Origin of the sequence: Terrimicrobium sacchariphilum (genome assembly GCF_001613545.1) — a bacterium.
GTDB lineage: Bacteria > Verrucomicrobiota > Verrucomicrobiia > Chthoniobacterales > Terrimicrobiaceae > Terrimicrobium > Terrimicrobium sacchariphilum.
In genome coordinates this window covers 3605844-3623919 of the sequence record NZ_BDCO01000002.1, presented here as the reverse complement: position 1 = coordinate 3623919, position 18076 = coordinate 3605844, and the positions used below count along the sequence as shown (strand labels likewise).

Below are 18076 nucleotides of genomic sequence, written 5' to 3'. Positions count from 1 at the left end.
GCGACTTGTGTAAATAAAGGACTTAGGGTACCTTAGTTACGTATAAGCACCCTATAGTATGGCTAACGCAATGGTCATCGGGATAGGCGGCGTGGGCTCTGTCATCGGGCAGAAGCTCCATGAGTATGATTGCTTCGACAGGATTATCCTGGCGGATTTGGATCCTGTTTTCGCGCAACAGCTTGCAGCGAGAACACCCAAGAGCCGCTTCGTGGTCGTGCAGGCAAACGCCATGGAGACGGAGCGTCTCGCTGCATTAATGAAAGAACACAAGGTCGAGGTGACGTGCAATGCCTGCGTCTGCCAGACCAATCACTCCGTGATGGAGGCCTGCTTACGTGCCGGATCGCATTACCTCGACATGGCGGCAGATATTTATTCGCCCCCCGGCGTGAAACGACCGGGAAAGAATTCCTTCGAGGCCGAGATTGAGAAATTCAACGACGCCTACCTGCAGCGCGGCCTCGCAGGCATTCTTTGCATGGGGATGGACCCCGGGGCGGTAAACGTCTTTGCCCGCTGGGCGATGGATCGTCTCGACACGGCATCCAGCATTCGCGTGCTGGATGCGGATAACGCCGAGGTGCGAGGGTACCGCTTTGCGGTGCTGTTTTCGCCAGAGACATTCTTTGAAGAGCTGGGCGCTGCGCCGTATTTCGTGAAGGATGGCCGGGTGATTAGCGGACGTCCGCTGGAGACGGAGGTGGAATGGGTCCGGTTTCCTGATCCGATTGGCCTTCAGAAAACCTACGCCGTCGCCCACGAGGAGGGCGTGAGTCTCGGGATTTATCCGCCCTTTGTGGAAAAGGGCGTGCGGTATTCGGTCTTCAAGTACAGCGTCCCGGACAAGGTGGTGAATATCTCGAAGTCCCTCCAACTCCTCAACCTCGACACCTGGAAAAAGGTGAAGGTCGATGGCGTGGAGGTCGCCCCCGTCCGGGTGGCGAGCGCGCATTTGCCGAAGCCGGCTCAACTCGGTCCCACCGTGGACGGGTACTCCTGCGTGGGCACGGAGGTACGCGGTACGAAGGACCGCCGCAGGGTGGAGTACTTTGTCTACTCGATGGATAACCACCGCGATACCTACGAGCGCTACGGATACTCACTTACGCTGGTACAAACGGGTATCCCGCCTGCGCTCACGGCCAAGCTCCTCGTGATGGGGAAGATCCCCGAGCGCGGCGTGATGATGCCGGAGGCCCTCGATCCCGAGGAGCTCATGGCAAATTTCACGCGCGAAGGATTGCCCATTTTCGTTGAGAAGCGTGAAGTGGAGAGACTATGAGCAACCGGGCGTTTTATCTGAACGGGTCGTGGGTGAACTCAGGCGAGAGCCACGCGGTGGAAAATCCGTGGAATGGTGAACTCGTAGCCGAGATCGCGGTGGCGGAGGCGGCGCAGGTCGAGGAGGCGGTCGCCACGGCGGCGGCAGCATTTGAAGTTGTGCGCAAGACGCCTCCGGTCGAGCGCGCCGAGTTGCTCACGCGCATCGCGGACGGCATTGCGGCGCGGCGTGAGGATTTCATCGCCACCCTTATCGCTGAGGCGGGCAAGCCGGTGACCTTTGCCCGCGTGGAGGTCGAGCGCGCGGAGATCTGCTTTCGCCAGGCAGCGCATGAAACGGCACACCCTCCGGGAGAGATCCTCGAGATGGGCGCCACAAAACCGGGGCGCAATCACTTTGGCCTCGTGCGGCGGTTTCCGCTCGGCGTCATCCTTGGGATCACACCCTTCAATTTCCCGCTCAATCTCGTCGCTCACAAGGTGGCTCCCGCCATCGCGACGGGAAATACGATGGTGCTCAAGCCTGCGCTGAAAACTCCGCTTTCCGCACTGCTCCTTGCCGAGGTGCTGCACGAGGCGGGCCTGCCTGCGGGGCAGATCAACGTCACGCCCTTCGGTCACGAGCATATCAAGCAACTCCTCATGGATGAGCGGATCAAGATGCTGAGCTTCACCGGCAGTGTCGATGTGGGCTGGAAGCTCAAGACTGAGGCCGCGAAGCTCAAGGTCGCTCTCGAGCTCGGAGGCAATGCCGCAGTCGTGATCGAATCCGACGCGGACTGGCGCGCCGCCATTCCGAAGGTCGCCTCAGGCGCATATGGCTACGCGGGCCAGTCGTGCATTAGCGTGCAGCGCATCCTCGTCCAGCGTGGGATTTATGAGGACTTCCGTAGCGAACTCATTGCTTATATTCGCGAAAAGATCGCAGCAGGTGACCCCTCGCTTCCCGCCACCATCGTCGGTCCCATGATCAACTCCCGCGCTCGCGACAAGGTGGTCGACTGGATTCAGGATGCCGAGCTTGCCGGGGCGAAACTTCTCACCCCGCTCAAGGTCGAGGGAGCTTCGCTCCTGCATCCCGTCCTGATCGAAAACGCTCCCGGCGATGCGGCGGTTTCCTGCGAGGAAGCTTTCGCTCCGCTCGCCGTGCTCCAGCCCTACGACACCTTCGAGGAAGCGCTGAACATTGTGAACGACTCCGCTTTCGGCCTTCAGGCGGGTGTCTTCACGCCGAATATCACCAAAGCCTTTCAGGCTTATGAAGCTCTCGATGTTGGCGGCGTGATGATCAATCAGGTCCCGACCTTCCGCGTGGAAAACATGCCCTACGGCGGCGTGAAGGACAGCGGCTTCGGTCGCGAAGGAATCCGCTACGCGATGGAGGAAATGACCGAGCCACGGAGCCTGATTGTTAATCTCGGGTGATTCTTCTCGCCGTTGAAAAGTGAAGATGAGGAGTACAACCTTTCCGCTGATGCGAATCTTTTGGTATGGATTGGCTTCCGTTTTGGTATTCATCATCGGATTTGGTTCCGGGTCGTATATCCGCGGGCAGCAGGTTGATTCCGAGGTGGAGTTGGCAGCAAGGCGAATGGTAAGGGCTTTTGCCGCCGAAGGTGTGCCGCCTGAACAGGTCGTCAAACGAATAACCGAGGTCGGCTCCGGCCTTGAGCAGGGCTCTCAACCGGGGGCCTTGGCGGCGATGAGGGCCATCGATTTTATCGAACAATCAAAACCCCGGGCGGCGAAGGAGATTTTGTCCATGGTGATCGTGTCGTATTACAATACTCATGGACCGTCGGAAGCACCGAAGTACTACGTGAACGGCGACGGCAAGGAGATGCTGAAAAGAATCCAGGAGTTTTCCGAGGAACATCCTGACCTAAAGCAAAGGCTGCGTTGACCTGGAAAAGGATGCGCGGATTTCAGGCCTTCTTTCATTGATTCAGTGGGAGTAAGGTTGGCTGCCCCATCGTGTGGGAATCCTTCAGGGAGAGTGTTCGCACGGCCTTGTCCATCCGCGAAAATCGGGTAGCCTTGCGACGCAGCCATGAACACCAGCGCCTCCCAGCTTTCCCTAGATCCCGCGGCACTAACGGCCTTTGTGGCGTCGCTGTCGACTCTTCCCACGGACGAGATTCGCAAGGCGAAGTCGCTCTTCATCCGCAATGCGATTGCTGACTATCGGATGAACCTGAAGTCCTTCCGCATCATGATGGTGATGATGGGCATCCTTAGCATTATTCCGATTTTCCTCATAGTCTTTATTCCTTCGTTTATCGGCTACCGGGCGCTCAAGGAGAACGGTCGGCAGAAAATCCTCAACGCTCTGGAGGTCTGGAGGTCAGACCTCGGAAGCGACTATGAGGGACTGATGGCTGAATTGGACGCGGTTTAGCTCCGCAGAATGTTGGCTACTCCAACATGATCGCACGAAAGGAGGCGATCTCCTCGGGAGTGATGCCGATCTTTTGAAGGTAGGCTTCAATCTTCTTGTGGAGCGGATCGCCGGGCGCGCCGAATTTTTCGAATCCTCCTGAGAGGTCGTTGAACATTTTCTCGTACTTGAAATAACTGTTGGCGGTGATTTCCCAGTCCTTTTCGAGGTCGTCGGCCTTCACGCCCAGCACCCCATTGAGGACGTAGGCGAGGGCGCCCGTCCGGTCGGCTCCGGCGATGCAGTGAAACTCGATGGGGTAATTGGCGCGGTCGCAGAAGAGGCGGAAGTTTCTGGCCATGGCTTCCGGGCCCTCGCCGGTGCAGTTTCCGTCCTGTCCGAAGACCTTGCCATAGGAGAGTGACGAGTTGTGAACCCACTTTACGGCTGGTCCGGCGGGAGATTCCTTCATGGTGGCGACTTCGCCCGGGCCTCGCAGGTCGAGATCGGTCTTCCAGCGCAGCACGTCGTTGATGTAGGCGACGCCTTCCGGGGAGAGCTTGGTGTCGCCGATGCGGAAGTCCTCGATGCGCTCCTTCTTCCACTTCGTGCGATCCCAGTCGAAATCGGGACTGTTGGCATTCAGTCCGGCGGAGCGATAGATGAGTCCCTGGCGGATATTGCGGCCATCGAGCCCGGTGCGGCCTCCGAGGTCGCGTGCGTTTTCGATATTGGGAATGGTGAGGAGGCGCGGAGCGAGCGGATCGGTATGAAATCGAGCCGTCTGTGAAGACGTGGGCTGGCCATTCGCATCCAGGCCCTCGACTTTCCAGTAGTAGGTTTTTTCGATGAGGAAATTCGCGATACGGGCTTCGTTGGGGGATGCGTCCTTGCCCGTTGGCAAGGCGAGAGCTGGCGATGGCGTGGAGAAATCTTCCTTCTCGGAAATCACCACCCGGAAGGGACCGTGTTCGCCATCGGTGCACTCCCAGGTGAAGGCGTAGGGCTGGGCGTTGCGAACCTTGTTGAGGGATTTGCGCTTTTCCGGATCGTTAAAAAACTCGCGACGCTGTTCCTGCGGCATGTCGAGGAAGGCGCGGAGTTCGGGGGCGACTGTCGAGATGGTGGCATCCGGGGCAGGTGATTTCAGGACGATCTCGGCGTGCAGCAACCCTGGAAGAGCCCACACCAGCGCGATCAGGAACGTACGGCTTTTCATCGTGCCGGATTGTCAAAAATTCGCTTCGGTGGGTAAAGGGGATTTGGCGGCTTGCATTGGAGGCCGCCAGTTTCTTCAGTATGGATCGATGCGAGCATTCAAAAGATCCGTCGTGGTTTGGGAGATCGGTGTGCTCTCCATTTTGTCGGGATGTGACAAGCCCAGGGTGCTCCAGCGGTTCTCTTTTGCGGTGGCGTGTCGGTGAACATCTTTCAGGAGACGGAGTGAGAGTATTCTCCAAAGCTCTTCTACACGTGCAGGAGCAGGTGTAGTTCGAATGCCGCCGACGTTTTTCGACGAAGTGGGGGGATGAGAAATTACGGATGATGGATTCAGACAAGGGGGGTGTGGGTTTCGTGCTGACATCCGAGCCATCAAGCGTGGTCATCCTGTTCGGCGCTCTCCGGGAAGCTTTTCCTCACGTTGAACTTATTCTAAAAAACTAGTGATTAGTAAAAACCGGGGGTTCGCGGTTGTGTAGCTAATGTGCCCCGGGGCGCATGTATTACCTTAGGAGACACCATGCGTAAATTTCGGTGAATTGCATGCGGAGCACTTGCCGAGTTTGCCAGACTCGGTAATATGGATGAGTCGAATCGGCATGCGCGTCCCCGACCAGAAAAGGACGATGTATCTTTGGTCAAACAACCCACCAAGACGGCGCGACGGTTTGCCGCCAGATTATGACCGATTCGCATTTGCCCGATGATGTGTTTGCCGTAGCCGCGGCTAAGGGTGAGATTTTTTCCGAGAGCGAGGCGGAACGTCGCCTGCGCACGGAAGCGAAGTTTCGGCGGAGCGAGGAGCGTTATCGTACGCTCTTCAATTCGATTGACGAGGGGTTTTGCGTCTTCGAGATGATTTACGATGCTACTGGGCAGCCGGTGGACTACCGGTTTCTTGAGGTAAACCCGGCGTTTGAAAAGCACACGGGGCTGGCTGATGCCGAGGGTCGGACGATTCTTGAGATGGTGCCAGCTCATGAAAAACACTGGCATGAGATTTACGGGCGCGTTGCTGAGACGGGCGAATCGATCCGGTTTGAGGAGCGCGGCGAGGGAATGGGGCGATGGTTCAGCGTATATGCGTTTCGCATCGACGAGCCTGAGCAGCGTCGCGTGGCGGCGATCTTCAGCGACATCACCGAGAGGAAACAAGCCGAGGAGGAACTCGCAGAGGCGCACCGCCGCAAGGACGAGTTTCTCGCCATGCTGGCGCACGAACTGCGCAGTCCGCTCGCTCCGCTGGTCAACATGCTCAATGTCCTGAAGCACTCCGAGGCCGACGTGGATCTGGTCCGCCAGGCAACCGAGACAATGGAGCGTCAACTCGGGCAGATGGTGCGTCTGGTGGACGACCTGCTCGACGTCAACCGGGTCGGTCGCGACAAACTGGTTTTGCGCAAGTCGCGGGTGGAGCTGGCTCCGGTCATCGAGCAGGCGCTCGAGGTATGCTGTCCTCTGGCTGAGCGCCTGAGTCACGAGATCGTCGTGCAGTTGCCCGCCGAGCCTGTGTACTTGCTGGCGGATCGCGCCCGGCTGACCCAGGTCTTCAGCAATCTCCTGAATAACGCCTGCAAGTACACGGATGCCAACGGCCGGGTCTCTCTGGAAGTCTGGACGGAGGCGGACAAGGTCGTCGTGAAGGTGGCCGATACCGGCGTGGGCATTCAACCTGACCAGTTGCCGCATATCTTCGACATGTTTCGCCAGGCGAGTAAATCTCAGGAGCACATGCACGGCGGGCTCGGCATCGGGTTAACGCTCGTGCAGGGACTGGTCGAGATGCACGATGGCACGGTCGAGGCGTTCAGTGAAGGGCTGGGGCACGGGAGTGAATTCCTTGTTCGCCTTCCGCTTTATGACGAATCTTTAGGCGAATCGGGAGAAGAAGCGCCGGAGGTGAAGGCGCAGGCAATACGAGGTCGGCGCATTCTCGTGGTCGATGACAATGTCGACGCGGCGGAGTCCATGGCCATCCTGCTGGCGATGGGCGGAAACGAAACCCGCACGACGCATGACGGCCTGGCCGCGCTGGCGGCGGCGGCAGAGTTTCGTCCGGACGTAGTGTTGCTCGATATCGGCCTGCCCGGCATGAGCGGGCTCGACGTGGCGCGCCTCATCCGGCAGGAGCCGTGGGGTGAAAATATCGCGCTCATCGCACTGACGGGCTGGGGCCAGGAGGAAGACCGCCGCAACTCGCTGGAGGCTGGTTGCAATGCCCATCTCGTCAAACCCGTCGAGCAGGCCGAGCTGATGGCGCTGCTGGGAAGGGTGTAGGAAGACATTTTTCGGCGCGAGATCTCCGTGCTTTTCAGTACACTGACCGGGGGTCTGGAGGTATTAACTGATCCCAGCTCTTACATCTGATCAAGGAACGATTTCGGGCTCAGAATTGGGATCCCGAGAAAAGGATGGAGAACAAGCAGATCTTCGTCGCCCGTGATGATCGCGTCCGCTCTACCATTGATTGCCAGCTCGAGGAATTTGTCATCCTTGGGATCGCGGCAAGCTTTGATGGGGCGTAAAACTTCGATGCGTATCGCGACCCGACTGAGGAGTTGAAAGAATTCTCGGCGCTCTTCCGGAGAGAGATACTTGTTAAACTTTGGGCGGCCCAGAACGTCTGCCAGTTCCTGCAGGGTGGCATCGGATACAATGAGATCACCTGAAGACAGCGCTTTTTGAACAGCGTGTGCAGACACTGATGTCGGGAGGAGGAGGCGACTGATGAGCGCATTGGTATCCACGACCCAACGGCGCGGTGGGATCATGGATTATCCAAGAGATCGGAAAGCTTCTTCTCCGTCAGTCCTGCTTGCTTGGCACGTTCGCCGACGCGATCGCAAAAAGCTTCAAATTCGGCGGTATTGATGCCGCGCAGGCGCTCATACTCTTCAGCGGAGAGAATGACCGCAGTTGCCCGGTTGTGCTTTTGGATCAGCACCGGCTCTCGTTGGGCAGCATCGAGGACTTTCCCAAAGCTCTGCTTGGCCTCGTTTGCGGCAATGATCGTCATATCATCTAAAATAGATGATATGGATGAATCTTCAAGCGTGCTTTTGGGCCGTTACCGATCCTTCGCCTTCAGCAACAAGACCGGAATGTCGACGAGGTGCCTCACCTTGTCCACGGTGGCGCCGTAGAGCAGGTCGCTGATGAAGCGGTGGCCGTGGGTCGACATCGCGATGAGGTCGATGTGATCCTGTTTGGCGAATTTCACGATCTCGTCGGAAGGTTCGCCCATCGCGAGATGATACGTGACGGTAAATCCCTCGGCGGTGAGTTCTTTCGCGCGGCGCTCCAGGTAGGCGCGGTCCTCGATGATCTCCTCGCTCTCCGCGAGCTTGAGCTGGTCGTAGTTGCGGGCGACCCAGCCGTCGGCCACGTGGAGGAGGACGATGCAGGCATTCGACCAGCGCGCGAGCGGCTTGATGTGGTCGAGGATCGTTTCGTCGGCGGGGCTGTTCTCCACCGGGATGAGGATGTGGTGGTACATGACGGATTTTAAATGCTGAGTCCGAAGAACGCGTAGAACGGACGCCGGATGGATTCCGGCACGAAGGTGTCGAAGAGCAGCTTCAGGTTGAGCACGATGATGATGATCGCGGTCGACCAGCCAAGGATCTTGATCCAGAGCGGATTGGCGAACTCGCCCATCTTGGCCTTTTCCCCGGTAAAGCGCATGAGCGGCCACACGGCGAAACCGAGTTGCATGCTGAGCACGACCTGGCTGGCGATGAGGAGCGAGGTCGTGCTGCTCTCGCCATACATGCCGATCACCACGACGGCCGGCACGATGGCGATGGCGCGGGTGATGAGGCGGCGCAGCCAGGGCTTCAGGCGGAAATTCAAGAGACCCTCCATCACGATCTGCCCGGCGAGTGTGCCGGTGAGCGTGGCGTTCTGTCCGGAAGCGAGCAGGGCCACGGCGAAGAGCGTGCTCGCGACCCCGACTCCCAGCGTCGGGCTCAGGAGCTGGAAGGCGTCCTGAATCTCCGCGACCTCGTTGTGGCCGTTGAAGTGAAACGCCGCCGCCGCCAGGACCAGGATGCCGCCATTGATGAAGAGGGCAAACATGAGCGCTGCGGTGGAATCGATCGTCGCAAACCGGACGGCCTCCCGCTTGCCCTCGTTCGTGCGCTCAAAGTTGCGCGTCTGCACGATGGAGGAGTGCAGGTACAGATTGTGCGGCATGACGGTCGCGCCGAGGATGCCGATGCTGACGTAGAGCATTTCCTGGTTCTTCAGGATCTCCGTGCTCGGCACGAAGCCTAGCAGCACGCCGGTGAGGCTGGGCTTGGCAAAGAACAGCTCGGCCACGAAGCACCCTCCGATGGTGAGGATAAGCGTCAGCACGAGCGCCTCGATGTAGCGGAAGCCCTTGTTTTGCAAATACAGCACGGCCAGCACGTCGAGACAGGTGATGATGCAGCCCCAGACAAGCGGAATGCCAAAGAGGAGCTGGAGGCCGATGGCCGAGCCGATGACCTCCGCGAGGTCGCATGCTGCGATGGCGAGTTCGCAGAGGAACCAGAGACCCCACACGACGGGAGTGGGATAATGATCGCGGCAGGCCTGGGCCAGATCGCGCCCTGTAGCCACGCCGAGCTTCACGCATAGGTGCTGCAGCAGGATGGCCATCAGATTGGATATGAGGATGACGCTGAGCAGCGTGTAGCCAAACTTGGACCCGCCCGCGAGGTCGGTGGCCCAGTTGCCCGGGTCCATGTAGCCCACGGCCACGAGGAAGCCCGGACCGGCGAAGGCCATCATCTTGCGCCAGAACGGCGCCTTGTTCGGGACGAAAATACTGCGGTGGACCTCCGGCAGGCTCACCGCCGCCGCTTCCCTCCGCCATGCCATATCTGGAGATTCCGGCCCGCTACCAGTTCCCATGGAGTCCCTTTATTTGTAGCCAGTGATACACTTTTGTAGGTTTAGCTACTTCTCTTTGGCATAATGTGTCAATAGACAAAATCGGGATTCCTGCTGACGCCTTGGCTCCGACTGGGTAGGGTGGAGGGTGCAATGAGTTGGCTCCGAGAGAGTTCGCAAGGATGTGTGATAGCCGTGCATGCCGCGCCGCGCGCGAGCAAGGATGCGATCGCTGGTACGCATGGCGACGCGCTGAAGGTGCGGCTCAATGCGCCACCGGTCGATGGCAAGGCGAATGACCGGCTGCTGAAGTTCCTCGCGGAGAAACTCGGCGTCCCCAGCGCGGCGTTGAGCCTGCTGCGGGGCCAGTCGAGTCGGGAAAAGCAGGTGCTTGTCAGCGGACTGGCGGCGGCGGAGATCCGCGCCAGACTGCTGGCGGAGTAAGCGAATTTCCAGCTAATCCACTCCTGCCGTGATGATGCGGGCAAGGAGTCGGGCTGCGAAATAGAGTGCCAGCGGGGCGAGGAAGGAGATGAGGAAAACGGGAGTGAGCCGGATTCCCAACTGGTTGAGTCCCGACAATGTCATCGAAGCGAACGCCGTAAGCGAGTAGACGAACCAAAGGACGGCGACGAAGCGAATGACGACAATCACGACTTTCTCGTAAGTGCTCATAAGGATGCGATTATTTACCAAAGAACTCGGTGATATCGAAATAGATGCGATGCGGCTTCCCCTCCCAGGTGAAATCGAGCGCGTCGTAGAGACGATCTTTGTGGTTAAGTAAAGATTGCTTGGTGACGGCGTATCCAGGGTAGTGTTTGTCTAGATACGCGTACTCAGCCGCAACACCGGTGGGTTCGGTTGCTCCCTGGACGAGGATAGCTTTTTCGAACGATGATCCGTCTCCTCCAGCGAGTGTCACCTCGGCGAAAAGAGGTGTGACCACCAAGAGCGCCAGGACGGCAAGTAGGGCGAGACGTGGCATCATTGCTTTTTCAGGGTGCACTCTTTGTAGAGCGGGATGCAGCGAGGGTCTTTTACATCAGTCACGCGAATGGAAATGGTGACACCCTCATCGGTGGGCGTAATCATCGCGGTTCCGGTGTTTTCAAAAGAGTCGGTGAAGGTGGCGACGAGCGTGCCTTGCTCATTGACCTTGCCTGAACCGTCGAAGCTCGGAGTCGCTCCACGACCGGACTCCAGCGCATACGAGCCGGAGATGGCGTAGCCTTTGCCTTCTGCCGTGATGGTGACTTCGCAAAGAAGGGTGTCTTTATTGACGGCGTGTTCACCCGAGTAGGTACCAGAGAGATCGGACTCGGCGAGGGCACAGGGAAGGATGAAAAACAGCGTGAGAACGGGGAGGATGCGGAGGAATCGCATGAGGGAAAGTGTGCGCCCGGCGGTTGATGGGTGCGAGAAGAATTGCGGAGCGGGTGGCAAATCCCGCGCGGTGGGTTAAGATCGGCGCTCCATGAAATCCGCTCTCATCCTCAATGCCCCGGCGTGGCGGCAGATGCGCCGCGACCATGAGGCGCGGGTGCGCCCATGGATCGAGCCGAGGCTGCGGCGCATGTCATTGCAGCAGAAGCACCCTGTGGATGATTTCCTTTTCGAATACTACCCGAACCGCCCCGCGAAGCTGCTGCTTTGGCATCCGGGGCTGGGGGTCGTGCTCAGGGGCGAAGGTTGCGAGGAATATCTCGCCATCACCGGGTATCGGCGAGAGGGCGATGGGGTGATGGTTGATCCGGCGGAGTTGCCGGAAAAACGGCGGACCTTCCCGCGCTGGCTCGCCGGGTTTCTCATGGCAGCGGCGAATCGCCCGGCGGTCTTCGGGTGTTTCGGATTGCACGAGTGGGCGATGGTGTACCGGACCCAAGAGACGCGCCACTCCTGGCCGCTGCGGGTTTCGGGCGACGAACTGGCCTCGGCGGTGGAGTCGCTCGGGCTGCGCTGCACGCACTACGACGCCTTCCGGTTTTTCACCACGGAGGCCGTGCCGCTGAACAAGCACTCGCTCACGCGCGAGACGACGATCGATTTTGAGCAGCCCGGCTGCCTCCACGCCAACATGGACCTGTACAAATGGGCCTTCAAACTCGCGCCCTTTTCGTCCTCGGAGCTGGTGGCCGATTGCTTCGAACTGGCGCGGGACATTCGCACCCTCGACATGCAGGCCAGCCCATACGACCTGCGAGAGCTCGGGTATGAGCCGGTCCGAGTGGAGACGCCGGAGGGGCGCGCGGAGTACGAATCGCGGCAACGGGATTTCAGCCGACGGGCTGCTCCCTTGCGGGAAAATTTGATCGCTCTGTGCCAGGAACTCATCGCGCCCGGGGTGGAAGTTGGTTGAAATCCTTCCGTCGTGGGTGTCATCTAGTCAGGTGTCCATTCCTTCGAACCTTCGTACCTGGGTTCAAATCGATCTCGCCGCCTTCCGGCATAATCTGAAGGCCATTCGCGCGCGAATCGGCTCGACGGCAGGGATCATCGCCGTGGTTAAAGCCGACGCTTACGGGCACGGTATTACGCGGGTCGCACCGGCAATAGTGGATCAAATCGATCTTTTTGCCGTGGCCAATGTGCATGAGGCGGACGAACTTGCGGCGCTCGGCCTTGGGCGGGATATCCTGCTCCTCGGCCCCTGCCTGCCCGATGAACGGCAGGCGGCGGTGGATGCCGGGTACATCGTTTCCGTTTCCAGCGCTGAGGAAGCGTCTGCCGTTGCTGGGTTGGCGGGGACCCGGTCCTGTGCGCTCAATCTCAAGGTCGATACCGGCATGGGGCGTATGGGCTGCTGGCACGAGGACGCCGCGGAGGTTGTGCGCCAGATCGTGAAGCTCCCCAATCTTGGCGCGTTTCATATTTCGACCCATCTCCCCGCGCCGGATGAGGATGCGGACTTTACGCGGGAGGAGCTGGAGGGGTTCGGGCGGCTCGCGGCGGAAATCAAGGCCATCGCGCCGCGGGCGAAGTTCCACGCCCTCAACAGCGCGGGCATCTTTGAGTTCGCAGGGTTTGCGCCGGATTACGTGCGGGCGGGACTCGTGCTTTACGGGTCGTGTTACCCGGATATCTACCAGCCGCAAATCCAGCCCGCTCTGAGCTGGAAGGCCCGGCTCGTGCTCGTGCGCGATGTCCCGGCAGGCCGCAGCGTGAGCTATGGGCGCACCTTTTTTACACCGCACCAGATGCGTATCGCCACGGTGCCGGTCGGCTATGCCGATGGGTTTCCGCGACAGGTTTCCGGCCACGATGCGGCGGTGCTGGTTCATGGCAAGCGCTGTCTGGTGCTTGGCCGGGTGACGATGGACCAGATCCTCGTCGACGTCACCGATGTGCCCGACGCCCGGGTGGGCGACGAGACGGTGCTGATCGGTCGTCAAGGCGGGGAGGAAATCCTCGCCCGGGAGCTGGCCGACAAGGCGGGAACGATCTCATGGCACATTTTTACCGGCTTGAAGCCGCGCGGATCGTACTTTTATTACGATTCCGACACAGGCTCGACAGTGTAAGAAAACCTGCCTAAGTTCCCCCACCATGCCCCCAAGCGACCCCCACAATCGCGACCTGACCCCGGAGTCTGCGGCTCCGACGGATATTGCTCCACTCGGCCGGGACACCGTCCCCGCCCATGAACGCACCGCCGACGAGGAAAAGGCCATGGCCGACTGGGATGCCATCGCGGCTGACCCGGATTTCAAGAGTCTCCTCGCCTCCAAGGCCCGCTTCATCGTGCCGGCGACCGTGTTCTTCCTGGCGTATTACCTTGCCCTTCCCATTCTGGTGGGCTGGTTCCCCAATCTGATGACCAAAGAGGCATTTGGCGGCCTGAACTGGGCGTACGTCTTTGCTTTCTCGCAGTTCATCATGGCCTGGGTCGTCGCGTTCCTTTACGTGGCTGCGGCTGCGGGCTGGGACAAGCAGGCGGCGGCGCTGCTGGCGAAGTTTCGCAAGTAATCAGGTCTCGCATCACTCCTCCCCCACTTTCTCCACACCATGTCCTCCACATTGCTTCTGGCGGTGGCTCAGCAGAGTCATACCGCTCTCTTCATGTTCATGGCCTTTGTCGCGGCCACGCTCGTCATCACGTACTTCAGCGCCCGCAAGTCGTCGGGGTCAGCTGGTTACTTCGCCGCCGGGCGGCGCATCACGGGCTGGCAAAACGGCCTCGCCGTTGCCGGTGACTACATGAGCGCGGCGAGCTTTCTCGGCATCGCCGGGATGATCGCCTTCAAGGGATACGACGGTTTCATGTACTCTGTCGGCTTCCTCGTCGCCTACCTCACGGTGCTCCTCATCGTGGCGGAACCCCTGCGCAATGCAGGCAAGTACACCATGGCCGACGTGCTGGCATATCGACTCTCCCCGCGTCCCGTGCGTGCGCTGGCCTCGCTCAGCACGCTGACCGTCTCGACCTTTTATATGATCGCCCAGATGGTCGGCGCGGGTGCGCTGGTTAAACTTCTCCTGCCTGGCGTTTCCTACGAGGTGGCGGTAGCCGGTGTCGGCGTGCTGATGATCGTGTACGTGGTCTTTGGCGGTATGCTGGCGACGACCTGGGTGCAGATCATCAAGGCGGTGCTGCTCATGTGCGGCACGCTCTTTCTGAGCGTGCTGGTGCTGAAGCATTTCAACTTCGACATCTCGAAGTTCTTTGATGCCATCTCGCATGTCCCGGTGAAATCGGCGGATGGCACCGTGGTGACGAAAGACTTCCTGCAGCCCGGCCTCGTCTACGGCGCGGCGGTGAATCCCTGGGGTCCGCTCGACCTCATTTCGCTCGGCCTCGCCCTCATCGGCGGTACGGCGGGGTTGCCGCATATTCTCATCCGCTTCTATACCGTGCCGGATGCCAAGACAGCGCGCGTGTCGGTCGTGTGGGCGATGCTGATCATCGGCGCGTTTTACATCATGACCACCTTCCTCGGCTTTGGCGCGGCGACGATTCTCACGCCGGAGAACATCGTGGTGGGCGGCAAGCCGACCGACAACATGGCGGCCCCGCTGCTGGCGCATTTCCTGGGCGGCGAGGTGTTCTTCGCCTTCATCAGCGCGGTGGCATTCGCGACGATCCTCGCGGTGGTGGCGGGCCTCACGATCAGCGCGAGCACATCCTTCGCCCATGATTTTTACTCCAACGTGCTGCATCACGGCAAAGAGACCAAGCCGGGCGAGGAAGTCCTCGTCGCCCGCATCACGGCCTTCGTCGTCGGCGCGATCGCGATCTTCCTCGCGATCAAGCTCCAGACGGTAAACGTCGCGTTCCTCGTCGGCCTCGCCTTTGCAGTGGCGGCGAGTGCAAATCTCCCCGTGATCGTACTGTCGATCTTCTGGCGGCGCTTCAATACGGCAGGCGCGGTGACCGGCCTCGCCGTCGGCCTCGTGGCCAGCATCGTCCTTATCATCATCAGCCCGAGCGTCATGTCGCTCGACGGCAAGGGACTCATCAACGCCACCCCGCTCTTCCCGCTGAAAAACCCGGGTATCGTGAGCATTCCGCTCGGCTTCCTCGCCGCAATCATCGCCACTCTGTGCTCGCGCGAACCGGCAGCCGAGGCTCGCTTCACCGAGATGGAAGTGCGTGCGAATACCGGTCTCGGCGCCGAGAAGGCGGTTTCGCACTGATACGATCTCTCCCGTATAGACCCGCCGCTCTCACCGGGCGGCGGGTTTATTTTTTCTTCCCGGAACGCCCTACGCCGGAAGGCATTGGGTCTTCTGAAAACTTCGCACGACCGGGCCGGGGTGCGTTTGCGTTGATAAAGTGCGCGACTTTGCGGGGGGGTTCCGACAGAGTGCGCGCGATCCAACGCACAAGCCATGAACGAATCGGAAAACACCCTGACGCCGTATACCTTTGATGTCGCCAGTGACAGGACCCCCCAGGATCCTACCGCCAGTCCGTTCCGCGTGGTCGTCGATCCCGCGATGCGCCAGCGCCTGCGCCGCGCCCTGATCGCCCTGATCGAGAACCACGACGACCAGCTCGCCAAGCACTTCGCCGAGGGCCGACTCGCTCTCGACAGCTACAAGGAATACATCGAGATTTTCGCCCGCAGCCTGCGGGAGACGATGGATACCAAGGAGGGTGTCGATTACCTCCTGCGCAGCTGCGGTTTTGACATCAAGCCGGAGGAGATCAACCTCCAGCCCGAGACTCGCTGGAAGTAGTCCCGGACCGGAGTTGAATGCGCGGACAAGCTTCCGCGCATCACTTCCTAGAAAAAGATCGGGATGACGAGGATGGCCATGATGTTGACCACCTTGATCATCGGGTTGATGGCCGGGCCGCTGGTGTCCTTGTAAGGGTCGCCGACGGTGTCGCCGGTGACGGCGGCTTTGTGCGCCTCGGAGCCCTTGCCGCCGTGGTGGCCTTCCTCAATGTATTTCTTCGCGTTGTCCCAGGCTCCTCCCGAGGAGGTCATCGAGATGCCCATGAAGAGGCCGGTAACGATGCTGCCCACGAGGACACCGCCGAGGATCTTCATGCCGCCGGGTACGGCGGCTACTGCTATGACCGCGAGGACGGGCAGCAGGGCCGGGACGATCATTTCCTTGAGCGCGGCGCGGGTGACAATGTCGACGCAGGCGCCGTACTCCGGCACGTCCTCGCCCTTGAGAATGCCCGGACGTCGGGCGAGCTGGTTGCGCACCTCCTGCACCACGGCTCCAGCAGCGCGGCCAACGGCGTTCATGCTGAAGGCGGAGAAGAGATACGGGAGCAGACCGCCGATGAAGAGACCGATGATGATCTGCGGATCGCGCAGCGAGAAGGAAAGCATCTCATTGATCACCGCAGGATCGAGATGCATCGTCGCGGCATTGGCCTCGAGGTGGTGCTTCAGGTCGACGAAGTAGGACCCAAAGAGCACTACCGCGGCGAGGCCCGCGCTGGCGATGGCGTAGCCCTTGGTGACGGCCTTCATGGTATTGCCTACCGCGTCGAGCTCGTCGGTCACGTCGCGGACTTCATGCGGGAGTCCACTCATGACGGCGATGCCTCCTGCGTTATCCGTGATGGGGCCAAACGCGTCGAGCGAGATAATGATGCCCGACATCGCGAGCATGGCCATGACTGCGACAGCGATGCCGTAAAGTCCTGCCGAGGAGTAGCTGAGCCAGATGGCCGCGCCGATACAGATCACGGGAAGGGCCGTGGCATGAAGCCCGACTCCGATGCCAGCGATGATATTCGTCGCGTGCCCGGTCTCGCTGGCCCGGGCGATTTTGCGCACGGGCGAGTATTCGGTCGATGTGTAGTAGTTGGTGATAATGACAGAGGCTCCGGTCATGAGCAGGCCGATGAGCGTGGCAAGGTAAATGCCGGTTGCGGAGTAGGCTGCGGCCTTGCCCGTGAGAACGTCGTCGACCTTGATGCCATCTGGGAAGAGGGCATGGGTGAGCGGCCAGAATCCAATGGCGGCAAGAACCGCGCTGACAAGTACTCCGCCCATGAGGGCATTGCCAGGCTTCGACTTTGACACATTCACGTAAATGATGCCGATGATCGAGGCGACGAGAGCCACGGCCCCGAGCAGGAACGGAAAGACAACGGGAGCGCCGAAGCCAATCGTGAGCGCGCCCACCAGAATCGTGCCGATGAGCGAAACGGCGTAGGTTTCAAAAACGTCCGCCGCCATGCCCGCGCAGTCGCCGACATTGTCACCCACGTTGTCTGCGATGGTGGCGGGATTGCGCGGATCATCCTCTTCGAGGTTCGATTCCACCTTGCCCACGAGGTCGGCGCCGACGTCGGCGGCCTTGGTGTAGATGCCGCCGCCGAGGCGGGCAAAGACCGAGATGAGCGAAGCGCCGAGCGCCACTCCAATCAGGCTGGCGATCGCACCCTGCGGGTTGATCCGCGACATGACGAACCAGAAGATGCCGACGGAAAGTAGAGCGAGAGCAACGACGAGAAGACCCGTCACCGCGCCGCCGTTGAAAGCCGCCTGCAGCGCCTTCTGTCGACTCGTAATGGCCCCTTGAGCGGTGCGTACATTGGCCAGCACGGCGATACGCATCCCGATGTAGCCCGCCGCCAGCGAGCATGCAGCGCCGAGGAGGAATCCAAGTGCGGTCGACATGTCGCGCAGGATGGCGAGGAGGACGAAGAGCACGACCGAAATCATGCAGATCGTGGTGATCTGCCGGTTCAGGTATGCCCTTGCTCCTTCCTGGATGGCTTTGGCGATGGCCTGCATGCGGTCGTTGCCGGCGGGTGAGCGGAGGATTTTTGCAATAAGGATCGCAGCAACGACCAGGCCGAGGATGGCGGCAGTCAATGCGATTCCCATGCCCTGCTGGGTGAGG

Annotated in this window: 20 protein-coding genes; 11 read left to right on the top strand and 9 right to left on the bottom strand. The window is 60.1% G+C overall.

Features of this window, described 5'->3' with window-relative positions; genetic code table 11:
- Window positions 1–58: 58 nt before the first annotated feature.
- From TSACC_RS16940 to TSACC_RS16925, 4 genes are all read left to right on the top strand, one after another.
- The gene (locus TSACC_RS16940) at window positions 59–1285 is read left to right on the top strand and encodes a saccharopine dehydrogenase family protein (RefSeq protein WP_084400558.1); all 1227 of its coding nucleotides are present in this window, start codon (window positions 59–61) and stop codon (window positions 1283–1285) included.
- Window positions 1282–2709 carry an aldehyde dehydrogenase family protein gene (locus TSACC_RS16935; RefSeq protein WP_075080398.1) on the top strand — a complete coding sequence of 476 codons (1428 nt, stop codon included), beginning with the start codon at window positions 1282–1284 and terminating at the stop codon, window positions 2707–2709. The genes TSACC_RS16940 and TSACC_RS16935 overlap by 4 nt, the downstream gene beginning before the upstream one ends.
- 25 nt (window positions 2710–2734) lie before the next feature.
- Entirely contained in the window at window positions 2735–3187 is a 453-nt protein-coding gene (locus TSACC_RS16930; RefSeq protein ID WP_237763988.1) for a hypothetical protein, read from the top strand.
- A gap of 147 nt (window positions 3188–3334) precedes the next feature.
- Window positions 3335–3682, top strand: a complete 348-nt coding sequence (locus tag TSACC_RS16925; RefSeq protein WP_075080396.1) for a hypothetical protein — start codon at window positions 3335–3337, stop codon at window positions 3680–3682.
- A 16-nt stretch (window positions 3683–3698) separates the two neighbouring features.
- Here TSACC_RS16925 and TSACC_RS16920 read toward each other — a convergent pair whose 3' ends face one another.
- A complete protein-coding gene (locus TSACC_RS16920) occupies window positions 3699–4880 on the bottom strand; it encodes a tyrosine-protein phosphatase (RefSeq protein WP_075080395.1) in 1182 nt (393 codons plus the stop codon).
- Window positions 4881–5563: 683 nt separating this feature from the next.
- Here TSACC_RS16920 and TSACC_RS16915 point away from each other — a divergent pair.
- Entirely contained in the window at window positions 5564–7159 is a 1596-nt protein-coding gene (locus TSACC_RS16915; RefSeq protein WP_075080394.1) for a hybrid sensor histidine kinase/response regulator, read from the top strand.
- An 80-nt stretch (window positions 7160–7239) separates the two neighbouring features.
- Here TSACC_RS16915 and TSACC_RS16910 read toward each other — a convergent pair whose 3' ends face one another.
- Genes TSACC_RS16910 through TSACC_RS16895 form a run of 4 tightly spaced genes read right to left on the bottom strand, consistent with a single transcriptional unit; the run spans window position 7240 to window position 9745 of the window.
- A complete protein-coding gene (locus TSACC_RS16910; RefSeq protein ID WP_075080393.1) occupies window positions 7240–7653 on the bottom strand; it encodes a putative toxin-antitoxin system toxin component, PIN family in 414 nt (137 codons plus the stop codon).
- A complete protein-coding gene (locus TSACC_RS16905) occupies window positions 7650–7898 on the bottom strand; it encodes a type II toxin-antitoxin system Phd/YefM family antitoxin (protein WP_075080392.1) in 249 nt (82 codons plus the stop codon). Before TSACC_RS16905 ends, TSACC_RS16910 begins: the two co-directional genes overlap by 4 nt.
- Before the next feature lie 51 nt (window positions 7899–7949).
- Window positions 7950–8378, bottom strand: coding sequence for a universal stress protein (locus tag TSACC_RS16900; protein ID WP_075080391.1), 429 nt, complete (start codon window positions 8376–8378; stop codon window positions 7950–7952).
- Window positions 8379–8386: 8 nt separating this feature from the next.
- Complete coding sequence (locus TSACC_RS16895) at window positions 8387–9745, bottom strand: Nramp family divalent metal transporter (protein WP_075080390.1); 1359 nt, start codon at window positions 9743–9745, stop codon at window positions 8387–8389.
- A gap of 198 nt (window positions 9746–9943) precedes the next feature.
- On the opposite strand from TSACC_RS16895, the gene TSACC_RS16890 reads away from it, so the two are divergent.
- The gene (locus TSACC_RS16890; protein ID WP_237763987.1) at window positions 9944–10201 is read left to right on the top strand and encodes a DUF167 domain-containing protein; all 258 of its coding nucleotides are present in this window, start codon (window positions 9944–9946) and stop codon (window positions 10199–10201) included.
- Between the two features lie 12 nt (window positions 10202–10213).
- On the opposite strand, the gene TSACC_RS16885 is transcribed toward TSACC_RS16890, so the two are convergent.
- From TSACC_RS16885 to TSACC_RS16875, 3 genes are read right to left on the bottom strand one after another with little or no spacing between them, the layout of a single operon-like run.
- Complete coding sequence (locus TSACC_RS16885; protein ID WP_075080388.1) at window positions 10214–10432, bottom strand: hypothetical protein; 219 nt, start codon at window positions 10430–10432, stop codon at window positions 10214–10216.
- A gap of 10 nt (window positions 10433–10442) precedes the next feature.
- The gene (locus tag TSACC_RS16880) at window positions 10443–10748 is read right to left on the bottom strand and encodes a hypothetical protein (RefSeq protein ID WP_075080387.1); all 306 of its coding nucleotides are present in this window, start codon (window positions 10746–10748) and stop codon (window positions 10443–10445) included.
- A complete protein-coding gene (locus TSACC_RS16875) occupies window positions 10745–11143 on the bottom strand; it encodes a hypothetical protein (protein WP_075080386.1) in 399 nt (132 codons plus the stop codon). The genes TSACC_RS16880 and TSACC_RS16875 overlap by 4 nt, the downstream gene beginning before the upstream one ends.
- Before the next feature lie 91 nt (window positions 11144–11234).
- Here TSACC_RS16875 and TSACC_RS16870 point away from each other — a divergent pair, with 91 nt between their 5' ends.
- The 5 genes from TSACC_RS16870 (at window position 11235) to TSACC_RS16850 (ending at window position 15937) form a co-directional block, all read left to right on the top strand.
- A complete protein-coding gene (locus TSACC_RS16870; protein ID WP_075080385.1) occupies window positions 11235–12116 on the top strand; it encodes a 3-methyladenine DNA glycosylase in 882 nt (293 codons plus the stop codon).
- Between the two features lie 31 nt (window positions 12117–12147).
- Complete coding sequence (gene alr, locus TSACC_RS16865) at window positions 12148–13278, top strand: alanine racemase (RefSeq protein ID WP_169809685.1); 1131 nt, start codon at window positions 12148–12150, stop codon at window positions 13276–13278.
- A 25-nt stretch (window positions 13279–13303) separates the two neighbouring features.
- Window positions 13304–13723: a DUF485 domain-containing protein gene (locus TSACC_RS22225; protein ID WP_202815988.1), complete on the top strand. Its 420-nt coding sequence runs from the start codon at window positions 13304–13306 to the stop codon at window positions 13721–13723.
- A gap of 39 nt (window positions 13724–13762) precedes the next feature.
- Window positions 13763–15391, top strand: coding sequence for a monocarboxylic acid transporter (locus TSACC_RS16855; protein WP_075080384.1), 1629 nt, complete (start codon window positions 13763–13765; stop codon window positions 15389–15391).
- Window positions 15392–15586: 195 nt separating this feature from the next.
- Window positions 15587–15937, top strand: a complete 351-nt coding sequence (locus tag TSACC_RS16850; RefSeq protein ID WP_075080383.1) for a hypothetical protein — start codon at window positions 15587–15589, stop codon at window positions 15935–15937.
- A 47-nt stretch (window positions 15938–15984) separates the two neighbouring features.
- On the opposite strand, the gene TSACC_RS16845 is transcribed toward TSACC_RS16850, so the two are convergent.
- Window positions 15985–18060: a sodium-translocating pyrophosphatase gene (locus TSACC_RS16845; RefSeq protein ID WP_075080794.1), complete on the bottom strand. Its 2076-nt coding sequence runs from the start codon at window positions 18058–18060 to the stop codon at window positions 15985–15987.
- Window positions 18061–18076 lie beyond the last annotated feature (16 nt).

Excerpts from the sequence above, each read along its gene's own strand:
- TSACC_RS16910 (WP_075080393.1), bottom strand. The coding sequence starts at position 7,653 with ATGATCCCACCGCGCCGTTGGGTCGTGGATACCAATGCGCTCATCAGT.
- TSACC_RS16880 (WP_075080387.1), bottom strand. The coding sequence starts at position 10,748 with ATGATGCCACGTCTCGCCCTACTTGCCGTCCTGGCGCTCTTGGTGGTC.
- TSACC_RS22225 (WP_202815988.1), top strand. The coding sequence starts at position 13,304 with ATGCCCCCAAGCGACCCCCACAATCGCGACCTGACCCCGGAGTCTGCG.
- TSACC_RS16915 (WP_075080394.1), top strand. The coding sequence starts at position 5,564 with ATGACCGATTCGCATTTGCCCGATGATGTGTTTGCCGTAGCCGCGGCT.
- TSACC_RS16870 (WP_075080385.1), top strand. The coding sequence starts at position 11,235 with ATGAAATCCGCTCTCATCCTCAATGCCCCGGCGTGGCGGCAGATGCGC.
- TSACC_RS16905 (WP_075080392.1), bottom strand. The coding sequence starts at position 7,898 with ATGACGATCATTGCCGCAAACGAGGCCAAGCAGAGCTTTGGGAAAGTC.
- TSACC_RS16875 (WP_075080386.1), bottom strand. The coding sequence starts at position 11,143 with ATGCGATTCCTCCGCATCCTCCCCGTTCTCACGCTGTTTTTCATCCTT.
- TSACC_RS16925 (WP_075080396.1), top strand. The coding sequence starts at position 3,335 with ATGAACACCAGCGCCTCCCAGCTTTCCCTAGATCCCGCGGCACTAACG.
- TSACC_RS16855 (WP_075080384.1), top strand. The coding sequence starts at position 13,763 with ATGTCCTCCACATTGCTTCTGGCGGTGGCTCAGCAGAGTCATACCGCT.
- TSACC_RS16895 (WP_075080390.1), bottom strand. The coding sequence starts at position 9,745 with ATGGCATGGCGGAGGGAAGCGGCGGCGGTGAGCCTGCCGGAGGTCCAC.
- TSACC_RS16845 (WP_075080794.1), bottom strand. The coding sequence starts at position 18,060 with ATGGGAATCGCATTGACTGCCGCCATCCTCGGCCTGGTCGTTGCTGCG.
- TSACC_RS16920 (WP_075080395.1), bottom strand. The coding sequence starts at position 4,880 with ATGAAAAGCCGTACGTTCCTGATCGCGCTGGTGTGGGCTCTTCCAGGG.
- TSACC_RS16850 (WP_075080383.1), top strand. The coding sequence starts at position 15,587 with ATGAACGAATCGGAAAACACCCTGACGCCGTATACCTTTGATGTCGCC.
- TSACC_RS16885 (WP_075080388.1), bottom strand. The coding sequence starts at position 10,432 with ATGAGCACTTACGAGAAAGTCGTGATTGTCGTCATTCGCTTCGTCGCC.
- TSACC_RS16935 (WP_075080398.1), top strand. The coding sequence starts at position 1,282 with ATGAGCAACCGGGCGTTTTATCTGAACGGGTCGTGGGTGAACTCAGGC.
- TSACC_RS16900 (WP_075080391.1), bottom strand. The coding sequence starts at position 8,378 with ATGTACCACCACATCCTCATCCCGGTGGAGAACAGCCCCGCCGACGAA.
- TSACC_RS16940 (WP_084400558.1), top strand. The coding sequence starts at position 59 with ATGGCTAACGCAATGGTCATCGGGATAGGCGGCGTGGGCTCTGTCATC.
- TSACC_RS16930 (WP_237763988.1), top strand. The coding sequence starts at position 2,735 with ATGAGGAGTACAACCTTTCCGCTGATGCGAATCTTTTGGTATGGATTG.